The 13,400-nt window shown below is 46.4% G+C and carries 15 protein-coding genes; 10 read left to right on the top strand and 5 right to left on the bottom strand.

Annotated elements, in window-relative coordinates:
• The first annotated feature begins 297 nt into the window (after nt 1–297).
• From PSI15_RS09605 to glnB, 5 genes are all read left to right on the top strand, one after another.
• Nucleotides 298–1,737, top strand: a complete 1,440-nt coding sequence (locus tag PSI15_RS09605) for a sensor histidine kinase (RefSeq protein ID WP_273583367.1) — start codon at nt 298–300, stop codon at nt 1,735–1,737.
• Nucleotides 1,738–1,742: 5 nt separating this feature from the next.
• Complete coding sequence (gene qseG, locus PSI15_RS09600; protein WP_273583345.1) at nt 1,743–2,618, top strand: two-component system QseEF-associated lipoprotein QseG; 876 nt, start codon at nt 1,743–1,745, stop codon at nt 2,616–2,618.
• A gap of 2 nt (nt 2,619–2,620) precedes the next feature.
• Nucleotides 2,621–3,958 carry a two-component system response regulator GlrR gene (glrR, locus tag PSI15_RS09595; protein ID WP_045971764.1) on the top strand — a complete coding sequence of 446 codons (1,338 nt, stop codon included), beginning with the start codon at nt 2,621–2,623 and terminating at the stop codon, nt 3,956–3,958.
• 166 nt (nt 3,959–4,124) lie between these two features.
• Nucleotides 4,125–5,747, top strand: coding sequence for an NAD+ synthase (locus tag PSI15_RS09590; RefSeq protein WP_273583344.1), 1,623 nt, complete (start codon nt 4,125–4,127; stop codon nt 5,745–5,747).
• Between the two features lie 15 nt (nt 5,748–5,762).
• On the top strand, nt 5,763–6,101 hold the full coding sequence (gene glnB / locus PSI15_RS09585; RefSeq protein WP_045971762.1) for a nitrogen regulatory protein P-II: 339 nt from the start codon (nt 5,763–5,765) through the stop codon (nt 6,099–6,101).
• A 102-nt stretch (nt 6,102–6,203) separates the two neighbouring features.
• Here glnB and hmpA read toward each other — a convergent pair whose 3' ends face one another.
• Nucleotides 6,204–7,418, bottom strand: a complete 1,215-nt coding sequence (hmpA, locus tag PSI15_RS09580; protein ID WP_273583343.1) for an NO-inducible flavohemoprotein — start codon at nt 7,416–7,418, stop codon at nt 6,204–6,206.
• A gap of 335 nt (nt 7,419–7,753) precedes the next feature.
• On the opposite strand from hmpA, the gene glyA reads away from it, so the two are divergent.
• The 3 genes from glyA (at nt 7,754) to PSI15_RS09565 (ending at nt 11,153) form a co-directional block, all read left to right on the top strand.
• A complete protein-coding gene (glyA, locus tag PSI15_RS09575; RefSeq protein WP_273583342.1) occupies nt 7,754–9,007 on the top strand; it encodes a serine hydroxymethyltransferase in 1,254 nt (417 codons plus the stop codon).
• Nucleotides 9,008–9,094: 87 nt separating this feature from the next.
• Nucleotides 9,095–10,333 carry a 3-phenylpropionate MFS transporter gene (locus PSI15_RS09570; RefSeq protein ID WP_273583341.1) on the top strand — a complete coding sequence of 413 codons (1,239 nt, stop codon included), beginning with the start codon at nt 9,095–9,097 and terminating at the stop codon, nt 10,331–10,333.
• Nucleotides 10,334–10,445: 112 nt separating this feature from the next.
• The gene (locus tag PSI15_RS09565) at nt 10,446–11,153 is read left to right on the top strand and encodes an IS6 family transposase (RefSeq protein WP_273583340.1); all 708 of its coding nucleotides are present in this window, start codon (nt 10,446–10,448) and stop codon (nt 11,151–11,153) included.
• Between the two features lie 61 nt (nt 11,154–11,214).
• Here PSI15_RS09565 and PSI15_RS09560 read toward each other — a convergent pair whose 3' ends face one another.
• The 3 genes from PSI15_RS09560 to PSI15_RS09550 form a co-directional block, all read right to left on the bottom strand.
• Nucleotides 11,215–11,349, bottom strand: coding sequence for a type II toxin-antitoxin system RelE/ParE family toxin (locus PSI15_RS09560; RefSeq protein ID WP_273583339.1), 135 nt, complete (start codon nt 11,347–11,349; stop codon nt 11,215–11,217).
• 87 nt (nt 11,350–11,436) lie between these two features.
• Nucleotides 11,437–11,730: a type II toxin-antitoxin system RelE/ParE family toxin gene (locus tag PSI15_RS09555; RefSeq protein WP_273583338.1), complete on the bottom strand. Its 294-nt coding sequence runs from the start codon at nt 11,728–11,730 to the stop codon at nt 11,437–11,439.
• A gap of 2 nt (nt 11,731–11,732) precedes the next feature.
• Nucleotides 11,733–12,002 (bottom strand): type II toxin-antitoxin system Phd/YefM family antitoxin, encoded by a 270-nt coding sequence (locus PSI15_RS09550; RefSeq protein WP_273583337.1) that lies wholly within the window; start codon nt 12,000–12,002, stop codon nt 11,733–11,735.
• Between the two features lie 415 nt (nt 12,003–12,417).
• Between PSI15_RS09550 and PSI15_RS09545 the strand changes: the two genes are divergently transcribed.
• Both PSI15_RS09545 and PSI15_RS09540 read left to right on the top strand, forming a co-directional pair.
• On the top strand, nt 12,418–12,681 hold the full coding sequence (locus tag PSI15_RS09545; protein ID WP_273583336.1) for a helix-turn-helix domain-containing protein: 264 nt from the start codon (nt 12,418–12,420) through the stop codon (nt 12,679–12,681).
• Nucleotides 12,682–12,997: 316 nt separating this feature from the next.
• Nucleotides 12,998–13,153, top strand: a complete 156-nt coding sequence (locus PSI15_RS09540; RefSeq protein ID WP_273583335.1) for a hypothetical protein — start codon at nt 12,998–13,000, stop codon at nt 13,151–13,153.
• Here the strand turns inward: PSI15_RS09540 and PSI15_RS09535 are convergent.
• The coding region (locus tag PSI15_RS09535) for a transposase (protein ID WP_273583334.1) at nt 13,154–13,400 on the bottom strand (247 nt) is incomplete at its 5' end.

Below are 13,400 nucleotides of genomic sequence, written 5' to 3'. Positions count from 1 at the left end.
TGATGCCAAAGTAAGGTGCCTACCGTCCAACTTAATGATACTCGCCTTCGGGCCTTATCAAACACCGGGCGACACGTGGAGTGAGGCACCGCCTACATGCTTCATGGCATGCAGGGTCCTCACTGGCGGGATAGTAAAAAAGTTACTATCCCGCCGTCATTATTACAGGTTACTCCTGTCCATCGTGTCTATGTACGCATCCGCATCGCTTTCACTTACCCATTGCTTTCCATTATCCTCTGCCTTGTGGCGAGCAGTATCGTGGCGAGTAGCATCAATGTCATTACGGGTTATAAGATGATTTCTTTGAAAAAATGGCGTCTGTTCCCGCGCTCATTGCGCCAGTTAGTGGTCATGGCTTTCTGGCTGGTGTTATTGCCACTGCTGGTTTTGGCTTATCAGGCTTATCAAAGCCTTGATCAGCTCAGTACCCAAGCGGCTGAGATTAACCGTTCAACGCTGGCGGATGCCCGCCGTAGCGAAGCGATGATAGGTGTCGCCCTTGAGATGGAACGGAGTTACCGTCAATATTGTGTATTAGGGGATGTCCGGCTGGAAAAACTTTATCAACGTCAATACCGGCAATACATGAATATGCTCGGTAATCAGATGGCGATGTTGGCTAATGCGGAATATACCAAGAAATTTAACGAATTGCTGTCAGGACTGACCAAAATTTCTTGTAGTAACGGCATACCCGAACCCGCCTCCTCTAAATTACTTGAAGAATTCTCCAGAGCGAATAATCTTTTGGTACAGGAAACCCGTAATATTATTTTCAGTCGTGGGGAGCAACTGCAAAAGGATATCGCGGATAAAGGCCAGTTTTTTGGTTGGCAAAGCCTTATTTTATTCTTGTTAAGTGCCTTTTTGATCGCGTTGTTTACACGCATGATCATTGGGCCGGTAAAAGGCATTGAGCGGATGATCAATCGGCTCGGAGAAGGGCAATCATTGGAAAATCAGATTGACACTTTTAAGGGGCCGCGGGAGTTGCGATCGCTGGCCCAGCGCATTATTTGGCTGAGTGAGCGTTTATCCTGGCTTGAGTCTCAGCGTCATGAGTTTTTACGCCATATCTCCCATGAACTGAAAACCCCTTTGGCTAGTATGCGTGAAGGGACGGAGCTGTTAGCTGACGAAGTGGCCGGGCCTTTAACAGCAGATCAAAAAGAAGTTGTCACTATTTTGGACAGCAGTAGTAAACATTTACAGCAACTTATTGAGCAATTGCTTGAATATAACCGCAAATTAGCCGATGGCCCTGCCGAACATCAGATTGTCTCTTTGAAAGAGGTGGTAGAGGGGGTCGTATTATCTCATCAACTGCCGGCGCGGATAAAAAATATTTATACAGAAGTTCAACTGGATATGGATTATTGTTGGGCGGAGCCTGGCTTATTGACGCGGGTGATTGATAATCTCTACTCCAATGCAGTGCACTATGGCGCTGAATCCGGTAACATTTGGATTTCTAGTCGGCAAGTGGGGAAAACTCTCCAGATTGACATTGCTAATACCGGCACACCTATCCCAGAGTTAGAAAAGAGCATGATTTTCGAGCCATTTTACCAAGGAAAACTGCAACGAAAAGGCGCAGTGAAAGGAAGTGGCCTTGGCTTGAGCATCGCGCAGGATTGCATTAAACAGATGCAGGGAGAGCTTTGCCTGATAGAATCCGAATTTGCTGACGTATGTTTTCGAATTGAACTGCCATTAACCGCAGAGAATGACTAAATAATATGTATAACAGGTTTACTTACCGCTTTATAACGGGGACGGAACAGCAAAATATTGTGACTAAGCCAATGAAAAAAACGGCTGTTATGCAGTCTATTCGGGCACGTGCTTCGACGCTACGTTTCCGTGCCATATTACTACTGTTTGTTCCCTATTTGTTGGCAGGATGCGCTAAAACGGGCGGATCCGACAACTTGGCAACCATCGCGCAGTCTATCCTGCCAGAACAGCGTGTTACGGATTATCGCGTCAGAGACTGTGACTCAATCTGGGACATCGCGAAACCCACGGCGATGGAAAACGGGCTATATTGGTTGAGGTTCATCGATTGTACCGATCGATTGCCTGCGGCAAAAGCCCGTGAGATGGCAAAACGTTTTACCCCAGAGGCGCCGGCTGACTGGCATCAAGTGCTGAAACAGAGCATTTTGCTTGGCCGGGCAACGTCGGTATTGGCTGAACGCATCAACATTGTGGAAAACTTTAATCGCTACAGTGCACAGTTTCCTGTTGCTTTGCGGCCATTACTCCAGTTGTGGCGTGAACAGCAATATCTGAAAATTAATCTTGTTGAAGAAAGAGTTAAATTCCAGCGCCTTCAGTTTGATAGTGATAACAAAATTGATAGCCTGAAAGAAATACGGGCACGCCTGGAATATGAACTTCGCTCAATGTCGCGCAAACTCGAAAATCTGACCGATATTGAACGCCAACTTTCCTCCCGTAAACAAGAGCAAAGTGTTGTGACGCCATCCAATACCGACAGTTCATCGAATAATACGTCATCGAATAATAAAGCCGATCCGAGCAACAAATCCGCCGTAGACGCGGAGACAAAAACGGAAGCCCATTCCTCAGAAGAAAAAGGAGCCGAATAATAATGACAGCGCGTAATTCCGCCCATCTCCTTTTAGTTGATGATGATCCCGGCTTGCTGAAATTATTGGGAATGCGTTTGACCAGTGAAGGGTTTCGCGTCACGACCGCAGAGAGTGGTCATGAGGCGTTACGCCTGTTGGCGAGAGAAAAAGCTGATTTGGTGATCAGTGATTTACGCATGGATGAAATGGATGGCATGGCACTGTTTGCGGAGATCCAGAAACAACATCCCGGTATGCCTGTCATTATTCTGACTGCGCATGGCTCAATTCCTGATGCCGTGGCCGCCACGCAGCAAGGCGTGTTTAGCTTCCTGACCAAACCCGTTGATCGTGACGCACTGTATAAGGCCATTGATGATGCGTTGGAACTGTCAACGCCAGCCATTGATGGGCAATGGAGCGAGAAGATCGTCACTCGCAGTCCCCTGATGCTGCGTTTATTGGAACAGGCAAAGATGGTGGCTCAATCCGATGTGAGCGTTCTGATTAACGGGCAAAGCGGCACCGGTAAAGAGGTACTGGCTCAGGCTATCCATCGGGCAAGCCCCAGAGTGAAAAAGCCTTTTATTGCCATTAACTGTGGCGCCTTACCGGAACAATTGCTTGAATCTGAATTATTTGGTCATGCCAAAGGCGCATTCACCGGTGCCGTCAGCAGCCGGGAAGGGCTATTTTTAGCGGCGCAGGGAGGAACACTGTTCCTTGATGAGATCGGTGATATGCCGATGGCGTTGCAAGTTAAGCTATTGAGAGTGCTACAGGAGCGCAAAATCCGCCCATTGGGGAGTAACCGGGATATCGATATTGATGTCCGGATCATTTCTGCCACGCACCGCGATCTACCCAAGGCCATGCAGCGTAATGAGTTTCGCGAAGATCTCTACTATCGGCTGAACGTGGTTAACCTGAAAATTCCTGCCTTGAACGAACGCGCAGAAGATATTCCCCTGTTGGCTAATCACCTGTTGCGTGAATCGGCCAAGCGCCATAAACCTTTTGTGCGCAGCTTTTCCACCACCGCCATGAAATGCCTGATGGCAGCAAGTTGGCCGGGCAATGTGCGCCAATTGGTCAATGTTATCGAACAGTGTGTGGCGCTGACGATGGCGCCGGTCATTAGTGATGCGTTGGTGACTCAGGCACTGGAAGGCGAAAATACCGCCTTGCCAACCTTTGTGGAAGCCCGTGGGCAGTTTGAACTGAATTACCTGCGTAAATTGTTGCAAATCACCAAAGGTAATGTGACCCATGCGGCTCGCATGGCAGGGCGTAACCGGACAGAATTTTATAAGTTGCTGGCACGCCACGAATTAGATGCCAATGATTTCAAGGAATAACTTTTCTGCTATTCCAGATATTCTTACACTGCATGACTGTTATTGAATAGAAATGATATACCCGCCGTATTCAAGATAAAAAATACAGGGTATCGCGATGAACTGCTTTACTGCTGAATCTCAGTAAGGCAGGTAGATGATTTATGGCCTAGGAGAGCCGCATTTTATGAGCCGTACTCTTAATATCGCTCTTGCCCAGTTAAATTGGCTGGTGGGAGACATTGAAGGCAACAGCGAACGCATGTTGCAGACAGTTCAGGAACAGCAAGCAAAAGGTGCTGATCTGGTGATGTTTTCTGAGCTTGCGCTGTCTGGCTATTTTCCTGAAGACTTGTTGTTCCGCCCTGATTTGCATCAGCGTTGCTGCGAACAATTAACCCGCTTGCAAGCAGCAAGTTCGCAGGTGGGTATTTTAGTCGGGCATCCGTGGCAACAGGATGGCAAACTCTATAACGCGCTTTCCCTGTTTTGGCGAGGGGAAGTTGTGGCGCGTTATTTCAAACAGTTACTGCCAAATTATGGTGTCTTTGATGAAGAGCGTTATTTTAAAGCGGGTCATCAAAGCTGTGTGATACCGTTCAAGGGTTATCAGCTTGGTTTACTGATTTGTGAAGACTTGTGGTTTGACGCCCCGATTGATGCCCTGAAACAGGCGGGTGCAGAAATCATCTTGTCGATTAACGCTTCTCCTTATAATCGTGAAAAACCCAATATTCGCAGTACATTAATTAAGTCCCACTGCCAGCGTACCCAACTACCCATTATCTATCTGAATCAGGTCGGTGGGCAGGATCAACTGATCTTTGACGGCTGCTCTAAGGTCTTTGATGCTAATGGTGACATCACTCACCGTATGGCCGCGTTTGAGGAGCAGGTTGAGCAGTGCCGTTTCAATGAGATGAATATTGAATTAATGGCTGATCCTATTCCTCAATTGCCACCGCTGGCGCAAATCTATAAAGCCTTGGTGCTTTCTGTACGTGATTATGTGCAGAAAAACGGCTTTAACGGTGCATTGCTGGGGTTGTCTGGCGGCATTGACTCCGGGTTGACCTTGGCGATTGCCGTGGATGCGTTGGGGAAAGATCACGTGCAGGCGGTCATGATGCCATTCCGTTATACCTCAGAAATGAGCATCCATGATGCGAGGGAACAAGCCGAATTGCTAGGGGTTGAATTTGACGTGGTTTCCATCGAACCGATGTTTGATGCGTTTATGGCACAGCTTGAGCCGATATTCGCTGGGACGGCAAAAGATACGACAGAAGAGAACTTACAGGCACGTTGTCGCGCGGTGATTTTGATGGCGATGTCTAACAAGCGTCGTCGTCTGGTATTGACGACCAGCAACAAAAGTGAATCCGCCGTCGGGTACTCAACCCTGTATGGCGATATGGCAGGCGGCTTTAATGCGTTGAAAGATGTGCCTAAAACGATGGTCTTTGCCTTAGCTAACTATCGGAATACCGTCTCGCCGGCGATCCCCCAGCGGGTAATTGATCGTCCGCCATCAGCGGAGTTGGCACCCGATCAACTGGATCAGGACAGCCTGCCACCGTATGACATGCTGGATGCGATCCTCGAAGGGTATGTTGAAAAGGATAAATCCGTGGCGGATCTGGTCGCGGAAGGTTTTGATGAAACCATTGTGCGCAAGGTGATCCGGCTGGTTGATATCAATGAATATAAACGTCGTCAGGCACCTATTGGTCCCCGTATTACGCAGCGTGATTTTGGCAAAGACAGGCGCTACCCGATTACTTCTGGTTTCGGGCGTAAAAACTGGTAATAACAGGAAAACTTCATGAAAAAGATTGATGCAATTATCAAACCTTTCAAGCTGGATGATGTGCGTGAAGCGTTGGCTGAAGTGGGTATCACCGGGATGACCGTGACAGAAGTAAAAGGGTTTGGTCGTCAGAAAGGGCATACTGAGCTGTATCGCGGTGCAGAATATATGGTGGATTTTCTGCCCAAGGTCAAAATAGAAATTGTCGTACCGGATGATATTGTTGATACCTGCGTCGAGACCATCATGCAGGTTGCACAAACCGGCAAAATTGGCGATGGCAAAATTTTTGTTTTCGATGTTGCCCGTGTTGTGCGTATCCGCACGGGTGAACAGGACGAAGAAGCGATTTAATCAAGCCACTGAAATCCCCTGAAAAAAGTGATAACGGCCATGTCGTCAACCGTTATCACTTATTCTTATTTACCACGTCTCTGGTGTATTCACTCCGCCGTATTACATGACCTTATGCGGGCCAAAACACTCATAATGGAGATATTGTTCATCAATGCCCATTGCCAGCAATTGCTTGGCGATATGCTGCATAAAAGCCACAGGCCCGCAGAAATAGAATTGCATTCCCTCTGCCGTTATGGCGTCTTCCACGAGCGAGAGATCCATAAGCCCGGTGTGTTGGTAGTTCAGGCCTTTCTGATCAATCTCTCTGGGTTCGCGATACCAGACTTGTGAATGCAGATTAGGCATGGATTGGGAAATTTCATTCACCTGATTGGCGAAAGCATGATGACCGCCATGTTCTGCGGCATGGAACCAGTTTACCGCTCCGGCATGATGTTGATTATGCAGGTATTGCAACATACTCATCATGGGAGTCAAACCTACGCCCGCCGAAATCAGCGTCACCGGCGTATCAGATTGCACATCAAGGAAAAAATCACCGCGTGGCGCTGCCAGCATCACGATATCCCCTTCTTGGACCTGATCGTGCATGTGATTTGACACCTTGCCCTGCGGTTCACGTTTAATGGCAATTTGATAACAGGTTCCGTTTGGTGCGGCAGTCAGCGAATACTGGCGAATTTCACGGTTTTCAAAGCTGGGATCTTCGATATAGACTGCCAAATATTGCCCCGGCTTGTAATCCATGACCTTGCCACCATCAACCGGCACAAACTCAAAGCGGGTAATGACATCACTTTGTGGCTGTTTCCGGCTGACACGAAACGGCCGCAGATCACGCCAGCCGCCCTCCAGAGACTCACCGTTTTGATAAATTTCCTCTTCCCGATTGATAAAGACATTCGCCAATACGTTATAGGCTTCTCCCCAGGCACTGAGCACTTCGTCACCGGGATGAAACATTTCATCAAGGGTTGCCAGAAGGTGCGTACCGACAATCTGATAATGCTCCGGTTGAATGTTGAGGCTGGCATGTTTATGGGCAATTTTTTCTACGGCAGGCAACAGCGCGGGCAGGTTATCGATATTGGCGGCATAAGCACAAAGGGCATTGAACAGCGCTTCACGCTGATCACCATTGATCTGGTGGCTCATATTAAAAATATCTTTTAATTCAGGATGATGTTTGAACATACGTTCGTAAAAATGCTCAGTGAGCTTGGGGCCTGTAGAAACAATGAGTGGAATGGTCGATTTGATGGTGGCGATAACCTGACTGTCTAGCATGGGGATCTCCTGAATTTTTCTCATGTGATGCTGAAATCTATAAATTGCATTTTAAATACAACTTATAGGGTTTGGGAATATGCTGATTTGAGAAAAGAGGATTACGCTGATTTAAATCAAAAAATTAGAATTTAAAACAGGGTAAACCTTGGGCAAGATCACAAATACCAATAATAAAACGGTAATTATTGGGCAATAGCAGGTTATTGGGCTGCTAATGGCGATTAACGCATAATGCAAACGTTTGCGTAATTTGTTTTGTCAAGACTATCTCATTTGATAAAAAGAGTTTACACTGTGTGGCATTCTGGCCCTCAGGGGTATTTTTTTAGAGATGTAGCTGAGTCAGGAGAACCCCAATGTTAAAGCGTGAAATGAATATTGCGAATTACGATCCCGAACTGTGGCAAGCGATGGAACAGGAGGTTTGTCGTCAAGAAGAACACATTGAATTGATTGCTTCTGAAAACTACACCAGCCCAAGGGTTATGCAGGCTCAAGGCTCTCAGCTCACTAACAAATATGCGGAAGGTTATCCGGGTAAACGTTACTACGGTGGTTGTGAGTACGTCGATATCGTTGAACAACTTGCGATTGACCGTGCAAAAGCGCTGTTTGGTGCCGATTATGCTAACGTCCAGCCGCACTCTGGTTCTCAGGCAAATGCGGCAGTGTACATGACACTGCTGAAACCCGGCGATACGGTGTTAGGGATGAATCTGGCGCACGGTGGCCATCTGACTCACGGCTCACCCGTTAACTTCTCCGGTAAACTTTATAACATCGTACCTTATGGTATTGATGAAACGGGTAAAATTGATTACGACGATATTCGTGCTCAGGCACAAAAACATCAGCCTAAAATGATCATCGGTGGTTTCTCCGCTTATTCCGGTATTGTTGATTGGGCGAAGATGCGTGAAATTGCCGATGAAATCGGCGCTTATCTGTTCGTTGACATGGCTCATGTTGCGGGTCTGATTGCCGCAGGTGTTTATCCAAACCCCGTTCCTCATGCACATGTGGTGACAACCACAACGCACAAAACACTGGCAGGTCCTCGTGGCGGCTTGATTCTGGCGAAGGGTGGCGATGAGGAATTTTACAAGAAACTGAACTCCTCTGTTTTTCCTGGTTCCCAGGGCGGCCCATTGATGCACGTTATTGCCGGTAAGGCCGTTGCATTGAAAGAAGCCATGGAGCCTGAATTCAAAGCCTACCAACATCAAGTCGCCAAGAACGCGAAAGCGATGGTAGATGTCTTCTTGCAACGGGGTTACAAAGTGGTCTCCGGCGAAACTGAGAACCATTTATTCTTGCTGGATCTGGTGGATAAAAACATGACGGGTAAAGAGGCTGATGCGGCATTGGGACGTGCCAATATCACAGTTAACAAAAACAGCGTACCTAACGATCCGCGCAGCCCATTCGTTACTTCGGGTATCCGTATCGGAACACCTGCAATCACCCGTCGTGGCTTCAGGGAAGCAGAAACCCGTGAACTGGCTGGCTGGATGTGTGATGTGCTGGATAACATCAATGATGAAGCGACCATTGAAAGCGTTAAACAAAAGGTATTGAATATCTGCGCAAAATATCCGGTTTACGCATAATTTAACATCAATGTAATTTAATAATAAGCCCGACTCATAACGTTTGTTTTGAGCGGGTTTTTTGTATTTTAAAATGGGAGCAATTGGATGGTCGTTCCATCAACATTTTGGCTAGGGTTGGGCTATTTCACCTATTTTTTCTCTTATGGCATATTCTTGCCTTTTTGGTCTATCTGGCTAAAAGGAGAAGGCATTGAAGCCTCAATGATAGGAATATTGTTAGGTGTTGGCATGGTCGCCCGCTTTATCGGCAGCCTGGTTATCTCTCCGACAATAAAAGATCCGGCTAACTTAATCAGTGCATTGCGTATTCTTTCATTGTTGGCACTGCTTTTTGCCGTTTGCTTTGTATTCAGCAGCCATTGGGCCTGGCTGTTCTTTGTTATGGTTGGCTTCAACTTATTTTTCTCACCTTTGGTTCCTTTATCAGATGCGTTGGCAGGCACATGGCACAAACAATTTACCTTTGATTATGGCAAGGTAAGGGTCTGGGGATCGATTGCGTTTATCATCAGTTCTTCGCTGACCGGCATATTAATGTCGGCTAATGGGATAAATTTCTCACTTAGTCGTCTGAATATTGACTGGAATATCTCATTTGACCGTTTAAATGCGTGGATGGGTCACCATTTATTTGGCACACACCAGATCATTCTGGCTTTTTTGATTTTCAGTATTACAGCCATGTTGTTGGGCATGATGTTGAAACCCTCCATCATGCCGGTAGGTAAGATCAAGGCTGCAAATACGAATGCTGTTTCTTTTAAAGCACTCTTATCTGAAAAATCAGTGTGGCAGTTTTTAATCTGCGTGACTTTATTACAGGCCGCCCATGCGGGGTACTACAGTTTTGGCTCGATTTATTGGGAGCAGGCGGGTTATTCTTCATCAACGATTGGATATCTCTGGTCGTTGGGCGTGGTGGCTGAAGTTGTGATCTTTACTTTCAGTAAGCAACTGTTCCGCCGTTGGAGTGCACGTAATTTGCTGTTGTTGTCAGGGACTTGTGGTGTGGTTCGTTGGGGACTGATGGGAACATCGACCGAATTATCGATGTTGATCCTTATCCAAATTCTGCATTGCGGTACTTTTACGGTTTGCCACTTGGCGGCGATGCGTTTTATTGGTGCCAGAAAAGAAAATGAAATCATCCGGTTGCAGGCAACGTACTCTGCTTTAGCAATGGGGGGGGGGATTGCCGTCATGAGTATGATTGCGGGGTTCATGTATGAACATATAGGTAGTGGCATATTTTGGGTGATGGCGCTGATTGTGCTGCCTGCTCTGTTCCTGCGACCAAAAGTTGAAGCTCATGCACCAGACTAAAAATTTAAGGTAAAAAATATAAGAAAAAAGGGCACTCATGGGTGCCCCAGAGGTTCTGTCGCATTAAGCGGTCATCAGGTAAGCTCCCCTGTTTTTGAGCGAGTCCAGAACGATGTCCCTTATCCGAAAAGCGTTCAAACGTCTGCACTATCCTGTTGATATTATCGCCCAGTGTGTCCGCTGGTATCTGGCCTACGCCCTGAGCCTGCGCAATCTAGAGGAAATGATGTCTGAACGGGGAATTGCCGTTGATCACGCTACGCTCTCTCGGTGGGTTCATCGCTTGGTTCCGTTGATCGTGAAACTTTATCGGCGAAGCAAGCCTGACGTTGGACGTCGGTGGCGCATGGATGAAACGTATATCAAAATCAAAGGGCAATGGCGTTACCTTTACCGGGCGGTGGATCCAGACGGCAATACGGTTGATTTTTTATTGACAGCCCATCGGGATAAGGAGGCCGCCTTGCGTTTCTTTAAGAAAGCCATACGCCAGCATGGACAACCCGACGGGGTTACGATGGATAAAAGTGGCGCCAATAAAGCCGCAGTGGACGAGTTAAATCAGGGAAAACCTAAGGATAACGCCATCATTATCCGGCAAAACAAATACCTTAATAATCTGATTGAACAGGATCACCGCAACATCAAACGGCGAACACGTCCTATGCTGGGGTTCAAAAACTTCAGACGGGCCCAGACCGTGTTGGCAGGGATTGAATTAGTCTGTATGTTGCGCAAAGGGCAATACCGACAAAATGGTGAACGGGGTCAAGGGTGTCCGATTTCACCCGCGGCATTTTTCTATCAATTAGCTGAGTAAAAATCAATCACTTTATCTTCACTCGTACTTTCTTTGTTAATGCGACAGAACCATTGGATCTCTACTGGGGGCGTCTTTGCTGTTTTTTAACGAACGTGCGCAAGATATATATTTTTTTACCTTTAGCAAAAGCAAAAAAGGTACGTGTAATGTAATTAGTTAAAGTGAAAAAGCTATCGGCAAATTTGATAGTCAAAGAATCTCACCCTACTAAGAGTCATCCTATAGACATAAAGGCTGACACTCAAAAACTCACGCTAGTAAAGAGCATTTGCCCCTTTTATTACAGATGATTATGTGGGTCTTGCGTCTGGTGCAACACAGCCAACACTTCAATACCAGCCGGAACTTCCCGATAGTAAATAATGTGGCTCTCAACGGGGAAACTCCGCACACCAAAATAAAGATCCTCGCTACGATCGCGACCGGAGGATGGCTGACGATCAAGAATATCCGTCATGGTCATACGTAACGAAGTAGCATAAGTTTCCGCAACATTAATCCCCCATCGGCGCATAGAATAGAGTTTGATTGCACGAATATGCTCTCTGGCCTTCTTGGTAAACCGAACGCTCATCCCTAAGCCTTACCCTCAAGTTCATCAATCGTTAGCGGCGCAAACACATCATCAATGCTATGCAATTCACCACGATCAGCCTGTGCAATAGATTCAGCCAAAACGGCTTTTAAACTCTGTAACTTGAGCTGTGCGAACTGGTCATACTCTTCAGGAGAGATAACCACGGCCACACGCTTACCATGCTTACTAATTTCCACTGGCTCACGCTGAACTTTCATCAACAGATCACCAAATTGATTCTTAGCTAGTTGTGCGGGAATAACTTCCATACATCACCTACCGTCTAAAATGGCTCGAATAGCTATTATAGCCAAAATAGCATGTAACTACCAGTAATCAGAAACGGAACGATGGAATGCGAGCAATTACAACTAAACAAAAGAAAGTGCCTGAAAAGAGTTTTTTATGAAAAGCAAAAATTAGTCGCTTAACTTACTCATTCGATTATTGAATTAACTAACGTAATTCGTTAAAGTGAAAAAGCTATCGGCAAAATCTGATAGTCGGGAGGTCGCAGCCCCGTAAGTTCTCCACTGGTAGGATATTTCTACCAGTGCGCCTGCTATCGCACCTTCAATGGCGGTTCAGGCAGGGGAGACTCACGTCTCGCCGGTTGAGAACTCCGGTACTGCGAACCCTGTTTTGAATCGCCACCATCAATAATGAACAGAAGGGGAAGCAGGTATGACTCACACTCAGAAAGACTGGCACCCAGCCGATATTATTGCTGCATTACGTAAACGTGGTACAACTCTCGCTGCATTATCCCGTGAATCAGGGTTAAGCTCATCAACATTAGCTAATACACTCTCCCGTCCTTGGCCTAAAGGGGAAGTCCTCATTGCAACTCGTTTGGGAGTTGATCCTTCCGAAATTTGGCAGAGCCGATATTTTGATCATAATGGTCAACTCATTAAACGGCTAATGCGTAAGCGTATTTCAGGATAATTGGGATTTTTCTTTTCAGAAAATAAACTTAATTGATTGGGTAAACTTCCGTATTCCCTGCACAGTCATGTCTGTTTTATGACTGGACAGTAAGACGTTTACTTACCCGACGGGTATTTGATTGATGAAAATAACAACGCCCCGAAGTGCAGGAACACTCCGAGGCGTCTAACCAACAACGTAACAGAGACTTACGCGATGGCTAATGCACAGTCTAACCAAACTCGCCTTAAATTTACATTCCTAATTGGATCAGGCAATCAACGACTGATGGATATTTGCTCTATGCACCTTATCACCCTTCAGGTGGTGAGTCATGAGTAAACGTTTTCTTTCATTGAAACAGGCGGAGTATCGTACACACTTAGCAACATCTGTATTCAGTTTTATTCTTGAAAAATCTCAGGATGAGTGCTCAATTGACGTAAATAATCTGATCTTGCTGGCACGTGATATAGCTGAATCAATATAACTAGACATAGGTCACATGTTCTGTCAATAGCTCATCAAGTGAACATCTTTCTCGTCTTCTTGTGGCTTTTGTTCCCGCCCATTTGTTTTCGATAGGATTTAAATCCGGGCTGTAAGGCGGTAACCATTCTAGCTGGCACCCATGGTGGGTTATCGCTTGGAGTATGTCATGGCGTTTATGGAAGGGCGCATTATCCATCACAATCACGGCACCCTTTGGGAGCTTTGGCAACAAATCTTGTGTCATC

The sequence above is a fragment of the Xenorhabdus sp. PR6a genome (assembly GCF_028599065.1).
GTDB classification, from domain to species: domain Bacteria; phylum Pseudomonadota; class Gammaproteobacteria; order Enterobacterales; family Enterobacteriaceae; genus Xenorhabdus; species Xenorhabdus doucetiae.
This window is presented reverse-complemented; position numbering and strand designations above follow the sequence as displayed.